This window comes from Qipengyuania sp. HL-TH1 (assembly GCF_036365825.1).
Taxonomy (GTDB): domain Bacteria; phylum Pseudomonadota; class Alphaproteobacteria; order Sphingomonadales; family Sphingomonadaceae; genus Qipengyuania; species Qipengyuania profunda.
In genome coordinates, this window is the sequence record NZ_CP142675.1 from 1,181,500 (window position 1) to 1,201,356 (window position 19,857).

The following is a 19,857-nucleotide window of genomic DNA, read 5'->3' on the forward strand; positions in this document are numbered from 1 at the left end:
CCTAGCCCGCCACCGGCAGGTTGATGCGGAAATGGGTTTCGCCCGCCCGCTCGTCACGCGCATGCGAGACGCGCCCGCCCATATCGCGCAGCAGCTTGCGCACGAGCGCGAGCCCAAGGCCCTGCCCATGTGGCTTGCTCGATACGAAGGGTTCGAACACGTGATCACGCAGCGCCGGATCGATCCCCGCACCGCCATCGGTCACGGTGATCTCGATCGGGAGGCGTGTCGCCTTGCCCAGCCGGATCGTGTTGAACACCAGCCCGCTGACGAACCGCGTCCGCACGCTGACGCGGGGATTGTCCATGCCCGCGCTCGCGTCGCAGGCGTTGGCGATCAGATTGATCAGCACCTGCTCCAGCGCGCCCTGATCGGCAGCCACGGGGGGCAGCGAGGGATCGAATTCCTCGACCAGTTCGCAGGGCGCGCTGCGCCCGGTGCGCACCGTGGCCATGGCATTGCGGATCGCCTCGTGCAAATTGCACGGCCCGGTGATCTCCACCGGTTTCGCGCCGAGCTGCTGCATCCGGTCAATCAGCTGGGCAATCCGGTCCACTTCGGCGGATATCATCTGCGCCAGCGGCTTGTCCTTGCCCGCGACCCGCCGGGCCAGCAGCTGGCTCGCCCCGCGAATGGCCGACAACGGGTTCTTGATTTCGTGGGCGAGAACTGCCGGCGCGCGCAATTCCACGCGCTCGTTTTCATCCTCGTCATTTGCCGGTTGTCCCGCATCGGAAAGCGTGATCACCCGCCACCCCGCCTCGCCATGCATGGGAGAGCTGCTGATGTTGACGCGCCGGTCGCCGATGGCGGTCGCAATCGTGACGCCGCGCGCGATAACCTGCGCATCGACGGTCGCCAGCCTTTCGCTCAGGCGTTCGTCGGAAATGCCGATGACGTCCCAGAAGCGCTTCTCGCACAGCTTGCGTGCGCTGCGGCCAAGCATCTCCTCGGCCGCGTGGTTGGCTTCGACGATATTGTCATCCTCGTCGAGCAGCAGGACCGCGAAGATCAGCGCGGCGAGCTGGGCGCGCGCATCGGGTGCGCCGGCGAGTGTGCTCACGCGGCGCGGCGCCGCAGGAAGGGTTCGTAGAAGGTTTCGATTTCCTCGAGCACCTTGCGCGGATCGTCGATGAAGTTGACGAAATTGCGGAACTCGGCGGAGCCGTGCATGCCCTTGGTATACCAGCCCAGATGCTTGCGCGCGATCTTGGTGCCGACCCCTTCACCATAATGGTCGAGCATCGACTCGTAATGCTCAACCAGCACATCGTATTGCTCGTCGAATGAGGGGGTTTCGAGCACTTCGCCCGTGCGCCACCAATGCATGATCTGGCCCAGCAGCCACGGTTTGCCGTAAGCCCCGCGCCCGATCATGATCCCGTCGGCACCCGATTGTTCGAGCGCGGCCGCGGCATCGGCGATCGTGCAGATATCGCCATTGGCAATGACCGGGATCGAGACCGCGTCCTTTACCTTACGGATAAACGCCCAGTCGGCGTGGCCCTTGTACATCTGGTTGCGCGTGCGGCCGTGGACGGTGATCATCTTGACCCCCAGGTCCTCGGCAATGCGCGCAAGTTCGGGGGCGTTGAGATCGGCATGATCCCAGCCCATCCGCATCTTGACGGTCACCGGTACGTCAACCGCCTTGACCGTCGCTTCCATCAGCTTCGTTGCCAGCGGCACCTCGCGCATCAGCGCCGATCCGGCGAGCTGGCCGACGACCTTGCGCACCGGGCAGCCGAAATTGATGTCGATGATCGCCGCGCCATTGTCCTGCTGGAGTTTCGCCGCGTCGCCCATACTCACCGGGTCGCAGCCGACCAGCTGCATCGACACCGGTTCCTCGATCGCGTCCCAAGCCGCCTTCTGGACGCTCTGGCGCGTTTCGCGGATCGCCGCTTCGCTGGCGATCATCTCGGTCACGTTGAGGCCCGAGCCATAGCGCCGCACCAGGCGGCGGAACGGGAGGTCGGTCACCCCGGTCATCGGCGCGAGCACGACCGGCGTGTCGATCGACACGTCACCGACGAGGATCGGCTGCGGCGGAGCCGGAGGAAGGGGATGCAAGGTCATGCCGGAGTTCATTGCCTAAATATTGGGCAGGCACATAGTGCGTTGCAGCGCAAACGGCAAGCCGCTAGCGCGCTGCTTTCGTATGCAGGATCCAGCTCCCCTCCCCGGCTTCGCCGCGATCGTGGTCGCGGCCGGTCAGGGCCTGCGCGCAGGACAGCCCTTGCCCAAGCAATTTGCGCGCTGGCGGGGCAAGCCGGTGCTGCGGCACTCGGTCGAAAGCCTGCTCGCGGCGGGTGCCAGCCCCCTGGTCATCGCAGTGCCCGAGAATGGCGATCAGGCGGCGCATGCGGCGCTGTCGGGGCTCGAGGGATATTGCCTGGTGCCTGGCGGCGAGACGCGCCAGCAATCGGTTGCCCACGCGCTGCGAGCGGTAGGCGCGGCCGAACGCGTGCTCATCCATGATGCAGCGCGTCCCGACCTCCCCCGTACCGTTATCGAGCGTCTGCTTGCTGCTCTCGATGACTACGCCGGAGCGATTCCTGTGCTGCCGGTGGTCGACAGCCTGTCGCTCGATACAGGCGGCATGATGAGAGGGACGGCCCCGCGCGAGCAATTGCGCCGGGTGCAGACCCCGCAGGCGTTTCGCTTCGCGACGATCCTCGCCGCTCACAATGCCTGGCAGGGCGACGCCCCCGCGGGAGACGATGCTCAGGTCTTGCGCGCGGCCGGCGGCGAGGTCGCGCACGTGACGGGTGACGAACGTCTGGCCAAACTGACTTTCGCGGAGGATTTCATGACCCGACTGCCACCCGTACGGACCGGGATGGGATACGACGTCCACCGCCTTGCCGTAGGTGAGGAACTCTGGCTCGGCGGTATCCGCATCGAGCATGACAAGGGGCTGGCGGGGCACAGCGATGCCGATGTCGGCCTGCATGCCATCGTCGATGCCCTGCTTGGAGCGATCGGCAATGGCGACATCGGTAGCCATTTCCCGCCCAGCGACCCGCAATGGAAGGGTGCCAGCAGCGACCGTTTCCTGACCCATGCCGCGCAGCTCGTTGGCGATGCCGGTTACGCGATCGGCAATATCGACCTGACGCTCATCTGCGAGGCACCCAAGATCGGCCCGTACCGTGAAGCCATGCGGACCCGGATCGCCGAACTGCTCGGCGTTGACATCCATGCCATATCGGTAAAGGCCACCACCACCGAACGGCTGGGGTTTACCGGACGCGGTGAAGGGATCGCGGCGCAGGCCGTCGCAACGATTATCAGGGAGTAACGGGTGAGCAAATCGAACTACGGCAAGATCGCTGCAGGAGCAGTGGCGAGTATTGGGCTGCTGCACGCGCAAGCGGCGTTCGCGCAGCAGTGCATCGCGCCTGAAGACCTAACCGATGCCGGAATTTACGCGGTTCCGGTGATAGCCGAAGGCTTCGCGGCATCCTGCACGCCCTATCTCGAATCGGACGGGTTCTTCGCGTCCCGCGGCGGGGAGTTCGTCGCGCCCTATGCCGCGATGCAGACCGAAAGCTGGCCCGGAACCCTGCGCGTATTCATGAACTTCGCCACCAGCGGGCAAGAGGACGGGGCCGCGAGCGAGCGGTCAGAGATGTTCAGGAGCCTGCCGCCCGAAGCGCTGCGTCCCTTCGTGGATGCTTTCCTCGCACAGAAAATCGGCGAGGAGATCAAACCCGACGATTGCGCGAAGATCGAACGCGCGATGGAATTGCTCGCCCCGCTGCCGCCCAAGAATTTTGGCGGCTTGCTGGCCTTCGTGCTGGATGTCTCCAAGGTAAGGGATCCGCAGGTATGCGATCCCGACCGGCCATGACCACCGCCCTTCTCCCGCCGGATATCGAAGAACTCGCGCGCACGGTCGTCGAAGCCAATTCTGCCGCCGGCCGGCAGGTCGCCGTGGCGGAAAGTTGCACCGGTGGCCTGGTCGCCGCGGCCTTGACCGAGATTCCCGGATCGTCCGCCATGTTCGATCGTGGCTTCGTGACCTATTCCAACGAATCGAAGATGGAAACGCTCGGCGTCCCGCTCGAGATCATCGAAACCTTCGGCGCGGTGTCGATCGCTTGTGCCTGGGCGATGGCCAAGGGCGCGCTGGAGAAGAGCAAGGCCGATGTCGCGGTCGCGATCAGCGGCGTTGCCGGACCCGGCGGCGGCACCGATCTCAAGCCTGTCGGCACGGTTGTGTTCGCGCGCGTGGTGCGCGGCGCCGAGGGTGAGCCCGAGGGCGAGCTCAAGCTCTTCGAACCGACCTCGCGTGCGAATATCCGCCGCGCCGCGACGATTTGCGCGCTCGAGCTACTGCTACCCTAGAGGTTGGCAGCCGCGTTTTCCCGGCCATAGAGCGCATCGGCGCGGTCTTCGAAGGCCTGCACCATCTTGCGGAACGCGCGGTCGAAATACTGCCCGGCCAGCGCCTCGAACACGGCGTTGCGAAAGGTGAAATCGACGCAGAAATCGATCTCGCACCCGCCGTCTTCGGTGGGCGTGAAGGTCCAGTTGTTGTCGAGATCCTTGAGCGGCCCGTCGACGTAGAACACTTCGAGATGCTCGGGCCGCTGCTTGACGACGCGTGAGGTAAACTTCTCGCGGATTGCCTTGAACCCGACCAGCATGTCGGCGGTCATTTCGGTTTCGCTGTCGCTGCGCACGCGGGTCGCGACGACCCACGGCAGGAACTCGCCATAGCTGCCGACATCAGCGACGAGGTCGAACATCTGCTCCTGGCTGTAGGGCAGCCGCCGTTTCTCACGAATGCCGGGCATCAGGCGCCCTGCTTGGCTAGCTTTGCTTCGCGCGCGGCGCGCATTTCGGCGAAATCGTCACCCGCATGGTAGCTCGACCGGGTGAGCGGGCTCGAGGCGACCTGCAGGAAGCCCTTGGCGCGGGCGATCGAACCAAAGGCAGCGAACTGCTTCGGCGTGACGAAATCCTCGACCTTGGCATGCTTGGGCGTGGGCTGGAGATACTGGCCCATGGTGATGAAATCGATGCCCGCACTGCGCATGTCGTCCATCACCTGGTGCACTTCGAGCCGGCCCTCGCCGAGGCCGAGCATGATGCCCGACTTGGTGAAGATCAGCGGATTGTTTGCCTTTGCCTCTTCGAGCAGGCGCAGCGAAGCGTAATAGCGCGCACCCGGGCGGATCGTGGGATAGAGCCGCGGCACGGTCTCGAGATTGTGATTGAACACATCGGGCCCGGCTTCGCAGATCTCGGCGATCGACTCCTTCATCCGTCCCTTGAAGTCGGGCGTGAGGATTTCGATCGTCGTGTTGGGCGTCTCGCGGCGCAGCGCGTTGATGACCTTGACGAACTGGCCTGCCCCGCGATCGGGCAGATCGTCGCGGTCGACGCTGGTGATCACGATATGCTCCAGCCCCATCGCCGCCGCAGCGGTCGCGGTGTGCTCGGGCTCGAGCGGGTCGACCGGCATCGGCATGCCCGTCTTGATGTTGCAGAACCGGCAGGCGCGCGTGCAGGTATCGCCAAGGATCATCACCGTGGCGTGCTTCTTGGTCCAGCATTCGCCAATGTTCGGACAGGCCGCTTCCTCGCACACCGTGTGCAGATTGAGTTCGCGCATCAGCTTGCGCGTTTCCTGATAGCCCTTGCTGACGGGCGCCTTGACCCTGATCCAGTCGGGCTTGCGTTGCATCTTGGGGCGTTCGCCCTCGGGCTGGGGTGCGGAGGAGAGGTCGTTCATGTCGCCGCCCATCTAGGCCCCCTCCCCGCCCACGGCAACCCACCGCCAGTCGCACCGGTACTTGCGTCGCACCACGTTTCGGGGCAGCGGAGGGCGCATGAAGACATTTGCCGATATGATCGAAGGATATGGCCGTTTCCGCGAAGGCGACTGGCAGCGCCAGCACGATCGCTGGGAACAGCTCAAGGGCGGCCAGTCGCCGCAGGTCATGGTCATCGCCTGCTCGGACAGCCGGGTCGATCCGGCGCAGATTTTCGACGTCGACCCGGGCGAGATATTCGTCGTCCGCAATGTCGCGGCACTGGTCCCGCCGTTCGAAACCACCCCCGGACGTCACGGCGTATCGGCCGCGCTCGAATTTGCCGTCCAGTTCCTCAAGGTGCGCGAAGTGGTCGTCATGGGCCACGGCATGTGCGGCGGCTGCAAGGCCGCGCTGACACAGGACTTGCATGGCAATGAGCTCGGCGAAGGCGGCTTCGTCGCGCATTGGATCGACATGCTCGATACGGTACGCGGCCCGATCGCCGCCACGCAGGGCACCAGCGGACGCGCGGCAGAGCGCGCGATGGAACTGGCGGCGGTCAAGGTCAGCCTGGAAAACCTGCGCACCTTTCCCTGCGTGCGGGAGAAGGAAGCCGACGGATCGCTCGCCGTGCGCGGCGCCTATTTCGCGATTTCGGATGGCATCCTTCACCTGCTCGACGAAGCCAGCGGGGAGTTCCTGCCCGCCTCGTGACTTGCGCCGCGCGGGTCCTGCGGTCATGGAGCGGGCATGTCGGAATTCGAACAGCGCAACATCGCCCTTCTCATCGATTCGGATAATGCGAGCCCCTCGGGGATCGATCCGGTCCTGACCGTCCTCGCCGAGCTGGGCCAGGTGAATATCCGCCGGGCCTACGGCAATTGGCGCAAGACCAGCCTCAAGGGCTGGATCGACCTGATGCACCGCTATGGCATCGAACCGCAGCAGCAGTTCGACATGACCAAGGGCAAGAACGCCACCGACATGAAGATGACGATCGACGCGATGGACCTGCTCTATCGCGGCCGTGTCCACGGTTTCGGGATCATGAGTTCGGACAGCGATTTCATGCCGCTTGCCATGCGTATCCGGCAGGACGGCCTGCCGGTGTACGGTTTCGGCGGCGCCAAGACCCCCGAGGCATTCCGCCAGGCGTGCACGCGGTTCATCGACGTGAATGCGCTGATCAAGGCCGAAAAGGGCAGCCGCAAGGAAGGCGGACCGAGCAAGGAATCGAACGTCCTCGACAAGGAACTGCTCGACCTGTTGTTCGATGCCTATGCCGCCAGCAAGCGCGACGACAAGGGTTACGCCAATTTGTCCGAAGTCGGCCAGCGCGCGGGCAACCGCTCGAGCTTCGACACCCGCAATTACGGCTTTGCCCGCCTCACCGATCTGATCGAGACGATCCCCAATTTCTCGGTCGAACGCCGCGGCAACGGCCAGAGCTTCGTCAAGCGGCTGCGCTGACGAAAAAGGGCGCGAACCGCAGTCCGCGCCCTTCCCATTCGATCCGAGCTCAACGCTCTTACATCGTGTCTGCAGCCTGCTGCGCGGTGTAGATCGCCCACAGATTGGCGATCGGCTTGCGCGCGCCTTCGACCTTGTTGAAGGTCGCTTCGGCTTCGGCGAATTGGCCCTGGTCGAACTGGGCGATCCCAAGGCGGGTCATGATCATCGCCGTATTGGCACCGGGAATGGTGAGCGCCTTCGTGTAGAAGGTTTCCGCATCCGCCGGACGATCGTGGCTGAGCAGGGTGTCACCGGCAGCGAGAACGGTGTTGATCGTCGCACCCGCCTTGTTCGCGTCGGCAATCAGCCCGTCCATATCGGCCCGGTCGGCTGCCGTGCGCTCGGCGGCCTGGCGGCGGGTATCGGTGACATAGGGATCGGTCCGGTCGAGGAAGCCCTTCTCATAGCCCTCGTCGATCACCGAAACCACTTCCGCGGGAAGGCGGCGATAGTCGGCCGCGTCGACATATTCGAGATACAGCTTGCCGTCGCGCAGGACGCCAACCCGCTTGCCGAGACGCAGAAGGTCGAGGATCTCGGGGTTCTCGTAACCACCGGTGTTCAGCAGGATGGCGACCGCATCGCCCCAGCTGTCCTCGCCCGGGTACTGGGTCACGTACCAGCTCGAATACTTGTTGGCCTCGGCGTTGAGGTTGTTGTTGTAAGCCTGCGCCAGACCGCGCTTCAGCCATGCCTCGTCGACCGGTTCACCGGCAGCGACCTTGGCGTTGATGAGGTCGCTCAGATAGGTAAGACCCTGCTGCGCCTGGTCTTCCGCGAAGTAGCTTTCCGCAACGAAGATCAGCGGATCATTGTCGGTATAGCCGGCATCTGCCGACGCCTGGAAGTAGGGCCGTGCCTTGGCATAATCCTCCGCCGCATAGGCGAGTTGCCCGGCAACGAAGTTGAACTGGCCGATGTTTTCTTCGGGCACATTGCCGCTCTGCAGCATCAGCTCCATGCCCTGCAGCGCGACCGCCTGGTCCTGCTGCTTGGCAGCGTTCGAATAGATGAAGCTGCCGGCCGCATAGCGGTCGTCATTGTTCTCGGTCGCTGCAATCAGGCCGGGAAAGCCCGCCTTGAGCGCGGGATAGTCGAGCGGCTCGGTGGTCGCGATGACTTCGAGCGGCTGGTAGGTCGCGATGAAGGCCTTCGAATATTTCGGCTTCGACTTCTTCTGCGCGAACGCCGGAGTTTCGATTGCCGCGGCGCCGATCACGCCGCCGGTCGCCAGAGCGATGGCCAGAGCGAAGGTCGAAGCTGCGCCGTTCTTGCGGGCGAGATGAGTGAAAATCATGTGGTAAACTCCCAAGAGTGAAAAGGGGGCTGAGCGCGCCGGGCGCCGGTATGAAAAGGACTGGGCGGCACATGCCGCGTGCGCGCGCTCATTGCAAATTCTTCTACCGGAACGGGGCTGAACGCGCATTGAATGCGCCTTCGCCCCTCGGTTCATGGTTACTATTCGCGACTGCACCACCCATATGTGGAAAAAGCGCGCGAAACCGGGCTTTGGTTCCCGCTCGCGAGTGGCGCTGGCGCGCCCTTTCGCCTAGGCTCCAAACCATCAGAACATAAGCATTTCGCAGTACGGAAACACATCTTGTCCGACGATACCGATCTTCTCGATATTCCCGCTCCCGGCGGTGAAGAATACGCGCGCATCGACATCGTCGATGAAATGAAAACCAGCTATCTCGATTACGCGATGAGCGTGATCGTGAGCCGGGCGCTCCCCGATGTGCGTGACGGCCTCAAGCCGGTCCACCGGCGCATTCTTTTCGCCAGCCAGGAAGGCGGCTTCGTCGCCGGACGGGCCTACCGCAAGAGCGCCAAGATCGTCGGCGACGTGATGGGTAACTATCACCCGCACGGCGATTCCGCGATCTACGATGCGTTGGCGCGCATGACGCAAGACTGGTCGCTGCGGGTCCCGCTGATCGATGGCCAGGGCAATTTCGGCTCGATGGATCCCGATCCGCCGGCCAGCATGCGTTATACCGAAGCGCGGCTGGCGCGGGTGGCCAACTCGCTGCTCGACGATCTCGACAAGGACACGGTCGATTTCACCGACAATTACGATGGCTCGCGGCGCGAACCCACGGTGCTCCCGGCGCGTTTCCCGAACCTGCTGGTCAATGGCGCGGGCGGCATCGCGGTCGGCATGGCGACCAATATCCCGCCGCATAATCTGGGCGAAGTGATCGACGGCTGTCTCGCCTTTATCGAGAACCCCGCGATTACCTCCGAAGAACTGTTCGAGATCATTCCGGGGCCGGATTTCCCCACTGCGCCGCTTATCCTCGGCAAATCGGGCGCACGCTCGGCCTATACCACCGGTCGCGGGTCGATCCTCCAGCGTGCCCGCCACGAGATCGAAACCAAGGGCAACCGCCAGTCGATCGTGCTGACGTCGATCCCCTATCAGGTCGGCAAGAACGCGTTGGTCGAGAAGATCGCCGAAGCCGCGAAGGAGAAGCGGATCGAAGGTGTCTCCGACATCCGCGACGAATCGAGCCGCGAAGGCGTGCGGATGGTCGTCGACCTCAAGCGCGATGCCTCGCCCGAAGTCGTGCTCAACCAGATCTGGCGCTATACTCCGGCGCAGGCGAGCTTCCCCGCCAACATGCTGGCGATCCGCGGCGGCCGCCCCGAAGTGCTGACGCTGCGCGACTTCATCCAGGCCTTCATCAGCTTCCGCGAAGAGGTCATCACGCGGCGGACCAAGTTCGAACTGAACAAGGCCCGCGAACGCGCGCACATCTTGCTTGGCCTGGTCGTCGCCGTGTCCAACCTCGACGAGGTCGTGGCGATGATCCGCAGTTCGCCCAATCCGGCGGAGGCGCGCGCTAAGCTGCTCGTCAAGGAATGGCCGATCGGCGATATCGCGCAATATATCGCGCTCGTCGAAGCGATCGAACCGACCGATGAACAATCGGGCGGGACCTACCGCCTGTCCGAACGCCAGGTGAAGGCGATTCTCGATCTGCGGCTACACCGCCTGACCGCACTGGGCCGCGACGAGATCGGTGACGAACTCAAGGAACTCAGTCTGGCGATCGAGGAATATCTCTCGATCCTCGCCGACCGGGTGAAGCTCTACGCCGTGCTGCGCGAAGAGCTCGAAGAGATCCGCAACACCTATGCCACGCCTCGGATCAGCGAAATCGCCCCCGCGTGGGACGGGATCGAGGACGAAGACCTGATCGAGCGCGAGGAGATGGTCGTTACGGTCACGCATGGCGGCTATATCAAGCGCACCCCGCTCGACGCGTTCCGCGCCCAGGCGCGCGGCGGCAAGGGTCGCAGCGGGATGGCCACCAAGGAAGAAGACGCGGTCGTCGAAATGTTCGTCACTTCGACGCATAACCCCGTGCTTTTCTTCACCAATACCGGCCGCGTCTATCGCATGAAGGTGTGGAAGCTGCCCGAAGGCGGACCGCAGACCAAGGGCCGTCCGATGGTCAATCTGCTTCCGCTGGGCGACGAGGAACGCGTTACCAACGTCCTCCCCCTGCCCGAGGACGAAAGCGAGTGGAGCACGCTCAACATCGTTTTCGCCACCGAACAGGGGATGGTCCGGCGCAATTCGATGGATGCCTTCACCAACGTGCCCAGCAATGGCAAATACGCCATGGGCTTCGTCGAAGGCAGCGGTGACCGGCTCATCGGCGTGCGGTTGCTCAAGGAAGACCAGGAAATCTTCCTTGCGTCGGATGCCGGCAAGGCAATCCGGTTCTCCGCCACCGATGCACGCGAAACCAAGAGCCGGACCGGGATCGGCGTCCGCGGCATGAAGCTCAAGGATGGCCAGAAGGTCGTCTCGATGGCAGTGCTCGAAACCGGCGAACGCGACACCGATGTGCGCGATGCCTATCTCCGCGCCGCCGACTGGAAGAACAACGAGAACACCCCGACGCTCGACGAGGCGAAGGTTGCCGAGATGGCCGAGGCGGAGGAATTCATCCTGACGCTGACCGCCAATGGCTATGGCAAGATCTCGACCGCGTACGAATATCGCACCACCGGGCGCGGCGGTCAGGGCCTGACCAATATCGGCGAACCAACGAGCAATCCGGATCGCAATGGTCCGGTCGTCGCCAGCTTCCCCGTACGCCACGGCATGCAGTTGATGCTGGTGACCGACCGGGCGAAACTGATCCGCCTGCCGCTGCAGTTCCGCCACATGCTCGAAGACGGTTTCGAGACGCATGAAGGCTATTCGATCTCGGGACGCGGATCGTCGGGCGTGCGTATCTTTAATGTCGCCAAGGGCGAGCAGATCGTCGGCGCCGCACGCATCGACGAGACCGAGGAACCCGAGAACGAGGCGGAAGAGGCGGTGGCGGACGAAATCGCCGACCGCGGCGGGCTCGACAAGACCGAGCCTTACACCACTGTGCATTCGGACAAGAACATCGACGAGGAACCGGGCGGCTAGTCGCACGCCCCTGTGTCGATCCACCTTCCAGCCCGCGTCCGGCCCAGCGCCGTGCGCGGGCTGCTTGCTTCGGCCGGTCAGCCTATTGCGCGGTCATGATCCTTGCGGAGCGTCTGGACCACACCCACCGCGATGAGGAACTGGGCACCATAATAGAGCGGCCAGATCAGCCAGCCGGTGACCAGATCGGGTAGCACTGCGGCCTCGCGGGCGAAGATCAGCAAGTCGCTGACGACGAACATGACTGCGCCCAGGCCCACCCGATAGCGCGGAAAGCGGCTGGTCCACGCCGCCGCTGCCATCGCGCCGACAATCGCCGAATAGCCCGTCGCCACCAGCCAGTTCTCGATGGGGTAGGTCATCAGCGCCGCGATCAGCGGCGTCAGCACCAGCAGGCTCAGCCCCGCAAGCGCCTGGCTCGGACTGGCCTTGGCGCGCCGGTTGCGCAGATAGAGCGTGATCGCGATGGCATGCCCGATCGCGAACAGTGCGCCGCCGATCAGGAAACTGGTTTCCAGCGCGATGTCTCCCATCGCACCAAACGCCAGGGCCGCAGCGATCAGCGCCCCGTCGGACCCGCGCCCGCGAAAGGCGGCATAGACGGCGAGGAAAGCAACCCCCGCCCCCTTCCACAGCATCAACCAGATGCCGCCGATCGGCGCGTCGCTCACGAAGAAATAGCTGATCCCGGCGATCAGGCTGATAAGTAACCAGGGGCGATGATCGACGAGGGCACGGTGCGGCATGGCGCGACGCTAGGCCTTGTCGAACCGCCCATGCAAGCATTAGGGCGCGCGCGATGACCCATGATATCCACATAATCGGCGGCGGCCTCGCGGGGAGCGAAGCTGCATGGCAGCTCGCACGTCGTGGCTACCGCGTCCGCCTGTCCGAAATGCGCGGCAGCGGCGAGATGACGCCCGCGCACCAGACCGACGGCCTCGCCGAACTCGTCTGCTCGAACAGCTTCCGCTCGGACGACGATACCAAGAACGCCGTCGGCCTGCTGCATCACGAGATGCGCCGGCTCGACAGCTTGGTCATGCGGGCGGGCGAAGTCGCGCGCGTGCCTGCGGGTTCGGCGATGGCAGTGGACCGCGATGTCTTTTCGGCCGAGGTTCAGCGCACGCTGGAAGAACACCCCAATGTCACCGTGGTGCGCGAAAGGGTCGACGCGCTGCCTGCCGAGGGGCCGACGATTGTCGCCACAGGGCCGCTGACCGCGCAGACGCTGGCAGAAAGTATTGTTGGCGCAACCGGCCAGGACCGCCTCGCCTTTTTCGATGCTATCGCGCCGATCATTCACCGCGACAGCATCGACATGAGCAAATGCTGGATCCAGTCGCGCTGGAACAAGCGCACGGCGGCCAGCAATGAGGACGGCGATTACATCAACTGCCCGATGACCAGGGAGCAGTATCTCGCCTTCCACCAGGGCCTGATCGACGGCGACAAGACCGAATTCAAGCAATGGGAAGCCGACACGCCCTATTTCGATGGCTGCATGCCGATCGAGGTGATGGCCGCGCGCGGTGTCGAAACGCTGCGCTATGGCCCGATGAAGGGCGTCGGGCTCGACAATCCCTACGACACCAGCGAGGAACACCCGCAGGGACGCTGGCCCTATGCGGTGGTGCAACTGCGGCAGGACAACAAGCTCGGCACGCTGTGGAACATGGTCGGCTTCCAGACCAAGCTCAAATACGGCGCGCAGGTCGAGCTGTTCCGTACCATCCCGGGGCTCGAGAATGCCGAGTTTGCGCGGCTGGGCGGGCTGCACCGCAACACCTTCATCAATTCGCCGCTGGTGCTCGATCGCCAACTGCGGCTGAAGGGCGGCGAGCACATCCGCTTCGCCGGGCAGATCACCGGCTGCGAAGGCTATGTCGAAAGTTCGGCGGTTGGACTGATGGCGGGATTGATGGCCGCGGCCGAACTGGCGGGCCGTGACTGGACCGCCCCGCCGCGAACTTCGGCATTCGGCGCGCTACTGTCGCATATCACCGGTGATGCCGAGGCTGCCACCTTCCAGCCCATGAATGTCAATTTCGGGTTGTTCCCGCCGCTGCACGATGTCGGCAAGAAGGTCCGCAAGGAAGCCTATACCAACCGGGCGAAGGAAGACTTCGGGCAGTGGCTCGGCGCGATGGAAACCGTGCCTGCCTAGCAGGCGCAGCGGCGTGTCTTGGTCGGCTTCGGTGCGGTGGTGGCAAACTCGCCCGGGGTCAGCTGGTTGTCGCCATCGGCATCTGCCCCCTCGAACTTGGTCACCGTTGCCACTGCCCATTCCTCGAAGTCGAGCAAGTTGTTGCCGTCGGTATCGAGCTTGCGGAACCCGTCGGTTCGGCTCGACAGCATTTCGGTCCGCGTGATCCGCCAGTCGCGATTGCGGTCGTAGCGGAAGAAGCGGCGCTGTTCCTTGGTCAGTTCGGTCGACTCCGGTGGTGCGGGCCCCACCAAATCGCCGGGATCGGATGCCGGGACCTCGGGTAGCGGTTCCGATGTCTCCACCGGCTGCGGCGGCGGTGCCCCGCGTTCGACCTGCGCCCTACCCTGCCACCAGAACGCGCCCAGCCCGACAAGGGCCAGCGCCGCCAGGGCTCCGAGGACCATCCGGCTCATGGAAACGCACCTCCTTCGACCGCTGGCCTCTGCCTAGCGTCCAACCATGCCCAACCGCAAGGCTACCAAGGGGCTGAAGCGATCTCCCAGCATCGCGGCGCCGCCGCTGCGCAGCGATCGCTGTGCCAAGCCGCCGATCAAGGCGAGCGGTCGCATGGTGCGGGGCAGCTGGAGCGACTGGCGGGCATGGGGCACGCCCTGCTCGAGCGCAGAGGAGCGCTCTTCTTCCGCCTGTGCATGGATGGCGAGGTCCGCCAAGGCCCAGAGCTTTCCCGCCCGCTCGGCCTCCGGCGCGTGGTCCGGATGCGTAAGCAGGTGGGCCAGCCCCTTCGCCAGCGCGCCCCGCCCCTCGACGAAGCGCATCATATCGGCTTGTGCGAGCGGCCGGTCGCCAAGCAGCGCTTCCCAGCCATCGACCAGCGCGAGCAACGCCGCCTCGCGGCCATGCCAGCACTGCCCGATCAGGTCGAGCAGCGGGTCACCGCGTGGCCGATCGCCGATCGGTTTGCCCAATTGGTCACGCCACCACGCGAGCCGGACCTGCCCGAGCATCGGTTCGCTCGCGCCGAGCACCATGCGCCCGATCCGCCCGTCGAGAGCCAGCGCGGCAAGCCACGGATCGCGGTTCCTGCCGGTGCTGGCAAAAGCGATCCGCGACACCTCCGGCAGTTCTTCCTGCAGATCGTCCATCCCGGGGGAGCGCCTGCTCACGTCAGTCGCGATAGCAGACCCTCTTCACCGCCTGAACGATCCGCGGCGTATCGATCAGCGCCAGCTTCTCGAGATTGGCCGCATAGGGCAGCGGGACGTCTTCGTTGCACACACGGGTGACGGGGGCATCGAGATGGTCGAAGCCCTCGTCCATGCAGATCGCGATCACTTCGGATGCGATCGAACAGGTCGGCCAGCCTTCCTCGGCGATGACCAGGCGATTGGTCTTGGCCAGCGAGGCGAGCACCGCCTCCTTGTCGAGCGGGCGGAGCGTACGCAGGTCGATGACCTCGGCGTCGATACCCTCCCCGGCGAGCTCCTCGGCCGCTTCAAGCGCGAGGCCAACCGCGATCGAATAGGCGACGATGGTGACATCCGCGCCCTCGCGCATGATCCGTGCTTTGCCGATCGGCAGGACGTAATCGTCTAGGTCGGGCACGTCGAAGCTGCGCCCGTAGACGAGCTCGTTCTCGAGGAAGACAACCGGGTCTTCGCAGCGGATCGCCGCCTTCATCAGCCCCTTGGCATCGGCGGCATCATAGGGCGCGATCACGATCAGGCCGGGTACGCTGGCATACCACGGGCCGAAGTTCTGACTGTGCTGCGCGCCGACGCGGCTGGCCGCGCCATTGGGGCCGCGGAAGACCACCGGGCAGCGCATCTGTCCGCCCGACATATAATTGGTCTTGGCCGCCGAATTGATGATGTGGTCGATCGCCTGCATGGCGAAGTTGAAGGTCATGAACTCGACGATCGGGCGCAGGCCGCCCATGGCCGCGCCCGTCCCGATGCCGGCAAAACCATATTCGGTGATCGGCGTGTCGATCACGCGCTTGGGGCCGAATTCGTCAAGCAGGCCCTGGGTGACCTTGTAGGCCCCCTGATACTCGGCAACTTCCTCGCCCATCACGAAGACGCGCTCGTCCGCGCGCATTTCCTCGGCCATGCCATCGCGCAGCGCTTCGCGCACGGTGGTCGAGGTAAAGCCGGTACCCTCGGGAACCTCGGGATCCTTCACATCGGCCTTGCGGACGGGCTTGGTGATCTCGGCCTCGCTCGGCTCGCGGCCGACGTCCTTGCCTTCGCCCGGCTCATCCTCGACCGGTGCGGTGGCGGCGGGCGCTTCGACATCGGCTGCGTCCTCACCCTCGACGGCCAGCATGGCGATGACCGCGCCGACCTTCACGCCTTCGGTGCCTTCTTCGATGAGGATCTTGCCGAGCGTACCTTCATCGACCGCTTCGAATTCCATCGTCGCCTTGTCGGTTTCGATCTCGGCAATGATGTCGCCGGCGACGATTTCGTCACCTTCGGCCTTGAGCCATTTGGCCAGCGTGCCTTCTTCCATCGTGGGCGACAGTGCGGGCATTTTGAGTTCGATCGCCATGGCTCAATACTCCCCCACCAGAACATCGGTGTAGAGTTCGCCTGCTTCGGGTTCGGGCGAGCTTTCAGCAAAATCGGCGGCCTGGGTCACGGTCTTGCGGATATCCTTGTCGATCGCCTTGAGCTCGTCCTCGGTCGAACCGTTTTCGAGCAGCAGCTTCTTGATCCCCTCGATCGGGTCCTTGTGTTCGCGCACGTCCTGTACTTCCTCGCGCGTGCGATATTTCGCCGGGTCGGACATCGAATGCCCGCGATAGCGATAGGTGTTGCATTCCATAAGCACCGGGCCCTTGCCCTCGCGCACATGCTGGAAGGCGATCTCGGCCGCCTGGCGCACTTCGAGCACATCCATGCCGTTCACTTCCATGCCGGGAATGCGGAAGGCGGTACCGCGGCGGTGGAACTCGGTCTCGGCCGAGCTGCGCCCGACCGCCGTACCCATCGCGTATTGGTTGTTCTCGACCACGAAGACGATCGGCAGTTTCCACAGCGCCGCCATGTTCATCGTCTCGTAGACCTGGCCCTGGTTGGCCGCGCCGTCGCCGAAATAGGCGAGACACAGGCCGCCATCGGCATTGTACTGATGCGCAAGCGCCAACCCGCCGCCAAGCGCCACCTGGGCGCCGACGATGCCGTGGCCGCCGTAGAATTTATGCTCGGTCGAGAACATGTGCATCGACCCGCCCTTGCCCTTGGAAATGCCCGCTTCGCGGCCGGTCAGTTCGGCCATGATGACTTTGGGGTCGAGGCCGTAGGCGAGCATGTGCCCATGGTCGCGGTAGCCGGTGATCACGCTGTCCTTGTCGCCGTCGAGCGCCGACTGGAGACCGATCGCGACCGCTTCCTGGCCGATGTAGAGATGACAGAACCCGCCGATGAGGCCGAGGCCATAGAGCTGCCCCGCGCGCTCCTCGAAACGGCGGATCAGCAGCATCTGCTCGTAGAAGTGGAGCATCTGCTCCTTGCTCGCCGCGAAATGCTTGTTCTCCTCAAGCGCTTCCTGCAGCGAATGGAGAATGAAGTCGTCATCCTCTGCGGGCGACTTGGTAGCGGTCTTCTTGCTCCGGGGGGCTTTTGCCAAGACTTCGGATCCTTGTTCTTCCGGGGAGGAATATCGTTGCGCCTATAGGCACAGGCATGCGACCCGCGCAACGGGGCAGCGCGTATGCATACGTAGCCCTTACGGAATGCAAGCGTTTCCGCTCGCTCAGTCGTCGAGCTTGATCACCACCTCATCGGGGTGGACGACGTTCAGCTGGCTGCGCAGCAATTCGCCGACCATGTCCGGATCGGCATGGTCGGGATGCAGCAATGCAACACGATTCTCGAGTGCCGTGCGCTCTGCCTGCAGGGTCGCCAGTTGGGCTTCCCGCTTGTCGAGCAGGCGCAGGTTTTCGCTCCACGCCAGCAGGCCCGACGGACCGGCAATCGCGAGGCCGCCCATGACCAGCAGCGCCGCCAGCGCAGCATGCTGCGTGACCTTCGCCTTCTGAATCGCTGCCATGGAGCTCATACGTCGCATAATTTCACAGAATCACAGTTAACTGCCGCGCGCAAGCCAATTCGCATGGGCGCGAACCGCTCGTCGCACCTACGAAACTGTGCGTGGCACAGGCGGGTTCGTTCCTTGACTCAACCCGCATCGAGGCGTAACTAGTTTCCATTGAAACCAAACGCAAATGCAGAGGATTGCAATGCCCGATCTCTTCGAAAACCCCATCGGCCTCGACGGCTTCGAATTCGTCGAATTCTGCGCCCCTGAAAAGGGCGTGGTGGAACCGGTTTTCAAGGCGATGGGCTTTACCCATGTCGCCACGCACCGCGCCAAGGATGTGCACCTGTGGCGCCAGGGCCGGATCAACCTCATCCTCAATTACGAACCGCGTAGCGCGGCGTGGTTCTTTGCCCGCGAGCATGGCCCCTCCGCCTGCGGCATGGGCTTCCGCGTCCGCGACGCAAAGAAGGCCTATGACGAATTGCTGGCGCGCGGCGCGGAGCCGGTCGCGGTCGAAACCGGCGCGATGGAACTGCGCATCCCTGCGATCCGCGGGATCGGCGGCGCGATCGTCTATCTGATCGACCGCTACGAAGACGAGCATGGCGAAGGGCTGTCGATCTACGACATCGACTTCGACTATCTCGAGGGCGTCGATCGCCACCCGGTCGGGGCCGGCTTCAACGTGATCGATCACCTGACGCACAACGTCTACAACGGCCGCATGAAATATTGGGCGGACTATTACGAGACGCTGTTCAACTTTCGCGAAATCCGCTTTTTCGACATCAAGGGCGAATATACCGGCCTGACCTCGAAGGCGCTGACCGCGCCCGATGGCAAGATCCGCATTCCGCTCAACGAGGAAGGCGAAGGCGGCAAGGGCCAGATCGAGGAGTTTCTGCGCGAGTTCAACGGCGAAGGCATCCAGCATATCGCGCTGATCTGCGACGATCTGCTCGCCTGCTGGGACAATCTGAAAGACCTCGGCGTACCCTTCATGACCGCGCCGCCCGAAACCTATTACGACATGCTCGCCGAGCGCCTGCCCGATCATGGCGAGGACGTCGATGCGCTCAAGATGCGCGGCATCCTGCTCGACGGCACCACCGAGGACGGCCAGCCGCGCCTGCTGCTGCAGATCTTTGCTGAAGCGCAGGTCGGCCCGGTGTTCTTCGAATTTATCCAGCGCAAGGGCGACGAAGGCTTTGGCGAAGGCAATTTCAAGGCGCTCTTCGAAAGCATGGAGCGCGACCAGATCAAGCGCGGCGTGCTGAGCGTGGACGAGGCGCAGACCGCCGAGACGGAGCCGGCCGAATGAGCGAAGTCACCGAACACCCCGTCAAGCTGGGCGGCGTCCATCACGCCGCCTATCGCTGCAAGGACGCCAAAGAGACCGTCGAGTGGTACGGCAAGGTCCTCGGCATGGACTACACCACCGCCTTTGCCGAAGACCACGTCCCCTCGACCGGCGAATACGACCCTTACATGCATGTGTTCCTCGACGCGGGTAACGGCAACATCCTCGCCTTCTTCGAACTGCCCAACCAGCAGGACATGGGCCGCGACGAGAACACCCCCGCCTGGGTCCAGCACCTTGCGTTCAAGGTAGGGAGCGAAGCCGAACTGCTCGCCGCCAAGGCCCATGTCGAGAGCCTCGGTATCGAAGTGCTCGGGCCGACGCATCACGGGATCTTCAAGTCGATCTATTTCTTCGACCCGAACGGGCACCGCGTCGAGCTCGCCACCGATATCGGTACGGACGAGCAATATGCCGAGCTCAAGCGCGTTGCGCCGATGATGCTCGACGAGTGGAGCGAAACCAAGAAAGCACCGCGCCACGCCGACTGGTTGCACGAGCTTGCCCGCAAGGAACACGGGGTCGGCTGACCCTTTCCAGACCGGAACCTCACCCTTTGTGTTGC

At 64.0% G+C, this 19,857-nt stretch carries 20 protein-coding genes; 9 read left to right on the forward strand and 11 right to left on the reverse strand.

Annotation, left to right across the window (positions count from 1 at the left end; genetic code table 11):
* Position 1: 1 nt before the first annotated feature.
* On the reverse strand, positions 2-1,063 hold the full coding sequence (locus VWN43_RS06380; RefSeq protein WP_320180203.1) for a two-component system sensor histidine kinase NtrB: 1,062 nt from the start codon (positions 1,061-1,063) through the stop codon (positions 2-4).
* Positions 1,060-2,079: a tRNA dihydrouridine synthase DusB gene (dusB, locus tag VWN43_RS06385; RefSeq protein ID WP_320180202.1), complete on the reverse strand. Its 1,020-nt coding sequence runs from the start codon at positions 2,077-2,079 to the stop codon at positions 1,060-1,062. The genes VWN43_RS06380 and dusB overlap by 4 nt, the downstream gene beginning before the upstream one ends.
* Positions 2,080-2,161: 82 nt before the next feature.
* On the opposite strand from dusB, the gene VWN43_RS06390 reads away from it, so the two are divergent.
* Genes VWN43_RS06390 through VWN43_RS06400 form a run of 3 tightly spaced genes read left to right on the forward strand, consistent with a single transcriptional unit; the run spans position 2,162 to position 4,353 of the window.
* On the forward strand, positions 2,162-3,304 hold the full coding sequence (locus VWN43_RS06390) for a bifunctional 2-C-methyl-D-erythritol 4-phosphate cytidylyltransferase/2-C-methyl-D-erythritol 2,4-cyclodiphosphate synthase (protein ID WP_320180201.1): 1,143 nt from the start codon (positions 2,162-2,164) through the stop codon (positions 3,302-3,304).
* A 3-nt stretch (positions 3,305-3,307) separates the two neighbouring features.
* Complete coding sequence (locus VWN43_RS06395) at positions 3,308-3,856, forward strand: hypothetical protein (protein ID WP_320180200.1); 549 nt, start codon at positions 3,308-3,310, stop codon at positions 3,854-3,856.
* Complete coding sequence (locus VWN43_RS06400) at positions 3,853-4,353, forward strand: CinA family protein (protein WP_320180199.1); 501 nt, start codon at positions 3,853-3,855, stop codon at positions 4,351-4,353. The genes VWN43_RS06395 and VWN43_RS06400 overlap by 4 nt, the downstream gene beginning before the upstream one ends.
* On the opposite strand, the gene VWN43_RS06405 is transcribed toward VWN43_RS06400, so the two are convergent.
* Positions 4,350-4,805 carry a type II toxin-antitoxin system RatA family toxin gene (locus VWN43_RS06405; RefSeq protein WP_253515580.1) on the reverse strand — a complete coding sequence of 152 codons (456 nt, stop codon included), beginning with the start codon at positions 4,803-4,805 and terminating at the stop codon, positions 4,350-4,352. The genes VWN43_RS06400 and VWN43_RS06405 overlap by 4 nt on opposite strands.
* Entirely contained in the window at positions 4,805-5,746 is a 942-nt protein-coding gene (gene lipA, locus VWN43_RS06410; protein ID WP_320180198.1) for a lipoyl synthase, read from the reverse strand. Before lipA ends, VWN43_RS06405 begins: the two co-directional genes overlap by 1 nt.
* 97 nt (positions 5,747-5,843) lie before the next feature.
* Here lipA and VWN43_RS06415 point away from each other — a divergent pair, with 97 nt between their 5' ends.
* Both VWN43_RS06415 and VWN43_RS06420 read left to right on the forward strand, forming a co-directional pair.
* The gene (locus tag VWN43_RS06415; protein WP_253515578.1) at positions 5,844-6,482 is read left to right on the forward strand and encodes a carbonic anhydrase; all 639 of its coding nucleotides are present in this window, start codon (positions 5,844-5,846) and stop codon (positions 6,480-6,482) included.
* Between the two features lie 36 nt (positions 6,483-6,518).
* Positions 6,519-7,238 (forward strand): NYN domain-containing protein, encoded by a 720-nt coding sequence (locus VWN43_RS06420; protein WP_253515577.1) that lies wholly within the window; start codon positions 6,519-6,521, stop codon positions 7,236-7,238.
* Between the two features lie 58 nt (positions 7,239-7,296).
* Here the strand turns inward: VWN43_RS06420 and VWN43_RS06425 are convergent, their stop codons facing one another.
* Complete coding sequence (locus VWN43_RS06425; protein ID WP_320180197.1) at positions 7,297-8,577, reverse strand: hypothetical protein; 1,281 nt, start codon at positions 8,575-8,577, stop codon at positions 7,297-7,299.
* A 303-nt stretch (positions 8,578-8,880) separates the two neighbouring features.
* Here VWN43_RS06425 and gyrA point away from each other — a divergent pair, with 303 nt between their 5' ends.
* Positions 8,881-11,718: a DNA gyrase subunit A gene (gene gyrA / locus VWN43_RS06430; protein WP_320180196.1), complete on the forward strand. Its 2,838-nt coding sequence runs from the start codon at positions 8,881-8,883 to the stop codon at positions 11,716-11,718.
* A gap of 77 nt (positions 11,719-11,795) precedes the next feature.
* On the opposite strand, the gene VWN43_RS06435 is transcribed toward gyrA, so the two are convergent.
* Entirely contained in the window at positions 11,796-12,464 is a 669-nt protein-coding gene (locus VWN43_RS06435; RefSeq protein ID WP_320180195.1) for a lysoplasmalogenase, read from the reverse strand.
* Between the two features lie 53 nt (positions 12,465-12,517).
* Here VWN43_RS06435 and trmFO point away from each other — a divergent pair, with 53 nt between their 5' ends.
* Complete coding sequence (trmFO, locus tag VWN43_RS06440) at positions 12,518-13,885, forward strand: methylenetetrahydrofolate--tRNA-(uracil(54)-C(5))-methyltransferase (FADH(2)-oxidizing) TrmFO (RefSeq protein WP_320180194.1); 1,368 nt, start codon at positions 12,518-12,520, stop codon at positions 13,883-13,885.
* Here the strand turns inward: trmFO and VWN43_RS06445 are convergent.
* The 5 genes from VWN43_RS06445 to VWN43_RS06465 form a co-directional block, all read right to left on the reverse strand.
* Entirely contained in the window at positions 13,882-14,340 is a 459-nt protein-coding gene (locus tag VWN43_RS06445; protein ID WP_320180193.1) for an EF-hand domain-containing protein, read from the reverse strand. The two genes, trmFO and VWN43_RS06445, sit on opposite strands and share 4 nt — an antisense overlap.
* Before the next feature lie 33 nt (positions 14,341-14,373).
* Entirely contained in the window at positions 14,374-15,051 is a 678-nt protein-coding gene (locus tag VWN43_RS06450; RefSeq protein ID WP_320180192.1) for a hypothetical protein, read from the reverse strand.
* A 1-nt stretch (position 15,052) separates the two neighbouring features.
* On the reverse strand, positions 15,053-16,438 hold the full coding sequence (locus tag VWN43_RS06455; RefSeq protein WP_320180191.1) for a pyruvate dehydrogenase complex E1 component subunit beta: 1,386 nt from the start codon (positions 16,436-16,438) through the stop codon (positions 15,053-15,055).
* 3 nt (positions 16,439-16,441) lie between these two features.
* Positions 16,442-17,518 (reverse strand): pyruvate dehydrogenase (acetyl-transferring) E1 component subunit alpha, encoded by a 1,077-nt coding sequence (gene pdhA / locus VWN43_RS06460; RefSeq protein WP_320180190.1) that lies wholly within the window; start codon positions 17,516-17,518, stop codon positions 16,442-16,444.
* A 126-nt stretch (positions 17,519-17,644) separates the two neighbouring features.
* On the reverse strand, positions 17,645-17,941 hold the full coding sequence (locus tag VWN43_RS06465) for an FtsB family cell division protein (RefSeq protein ID WP_253515562.1): 297 nt from the start codon (positions 17,939-17,941) through the stop codon (positions 17,645-17,647).
* A gap of 190 nt (positions 17,942-18,131) precedes the next feature.
* On the opposite strand from VWN43_RS06465, the gene hppD reads away from it, so the two are divergent.
* Positions 18,132-19,253, forward strand: coding sequence for a 4-hydroxyphenylpyruvate dioxygenase (gene hppD, locus VWN43_RS06470; protein ID WP_320180189.1), 1,122 nt, complete (start codon positions 18,132-18,134; stop codon positions 19,251-19,253).
* Positions 19,250-19,822 (forward strand): VOC family protein, encoded by a 573-nt coding sequence (locus tag VWN43_RS06475; protein ID WP_320180188.1) that lies wholly within the window; start codon positions 19,250-19,252, stop codon positions 19,820-19,822. The genes hppD and VWN43_RS06475 overlap by 4 nt, the downstream gene beginning before the upstream one ends.
* Positions 19,823-19,857: the final 35 nt, after the last annotated feature.

What these genes read in the sequence shown, in the direction of transcription:
- dusB (WP_320180202.1), bottom strand. Translation starts at nt 2,079, where the DNA reads ATGACCTTGCATCCCCTTCCTCCGGCTCCGCCGCAGCCGATCCTCGTC.
- VWN43_RS06390 (WP_320180201.1), top strand. Translation starts at nt 2,162, where the DNA reads ATGCAGGATCCAGCTCCCCTCCCCGGCTTCGCCGCGATCGTGGTCGCG.
- VWN43_RS06400 (WP_320180199.1), top strand. Translation starts at nt 3,853, where the DNA reads ATGACCACCGCCCTTCTCCCGCCGGATATCGAAGAACTCGCGCGCACG.
- VWN43_RS06405 (WP_253515580.1), bottom strand. Translation starts at nt 4,805, where the DNA reads ATGCCCGGCATTCGTGAGAAACGGCGGCTGCCCTACAGCCAGGAGCAG.
- lipA (WP_320180198.1), bottom strand. Translation starts at nt 5,746, where the DNA reads ATGAACGACCTCTCCTCCGCACCCCAGCCCGAGGGCGAACGCCCCAAG.
- VWN43_RS06415 (WP_253515578.1), top strand. Translation starts at nt 5,844, where the DNA reads ATGAAGACATTTGCCGATATGATCGAAGGATATGGCCGTTTCCGCGAA.
- VWN43_RS06420 (WP_253515577.1), top strand. Translation starts at nt 6,519, where the DNA reads ATGTCGGAATTCGAACAGCGCAACATCGCCCTTCTCATCGATTCGGAT.
- VWN43_RS06425 (WP_320180197.1), bottom strand. Translation starts at nt 8,577, where the DNA reads ATGATTTTCACTCATCTCGCCCGCAAGAACGGCGCAGCTTCGACCTTC.
- VWN43_RS06435 (WP_320180195.1), bottom strand. Translation starts at nt 12,464, where the DNA reads ATGCCGCACCGTGCCCTCGTCGATCATCGCCCCTGGTTACTTATCAGC.
- trmFO (WP_320180194.1), top strand. Translation starts at nt 12,518, where the DNA reads ATGACCCATGATATCCACATAATCGGCGGCGGCCTCGCGGGGAGCGAA.
- VWN43_RS06445 (WP_320180193.1), bottom strand. Translation starts at nt 14,340, where the DNA reads ATGAGCCGGATGGTCCTCGGAGCCCTGGCGGCGCTGGCCCTTGTCGGG.
- VWN43_RS06455 (WP_320180191.1), bottom strand. Translation starts at nt 16,438, where the DNA reads ATGGCGATCGAACTCAAAATGCCCGCACTGTCGCCCACGATGGAAGAA.
- VWN43_RS06465 (WP_253515562.1), bottom strand. Translation starts at nt 17,941, where the DNA reads ATGGCAGCGATTCAGAAGGCGAAGGTCACGCAGCATGCTGCGCTGGCG.
- hppD (WP_320180189.1), top strand. Translation starts at nt 18,132, where the DNA reads ATGCCCGATCTCTTCGAAAACCCCATCGGCCTCGACGGCTTCGAATTC.
- VWN43_RS06475 (WP_320180188.1), top strand. Translation starts at nt 19,250, where the DNA reads ATGAGCGAAGTCACCGAACACCCCGTCAAGCTGGGCGGCGTCCATCAC.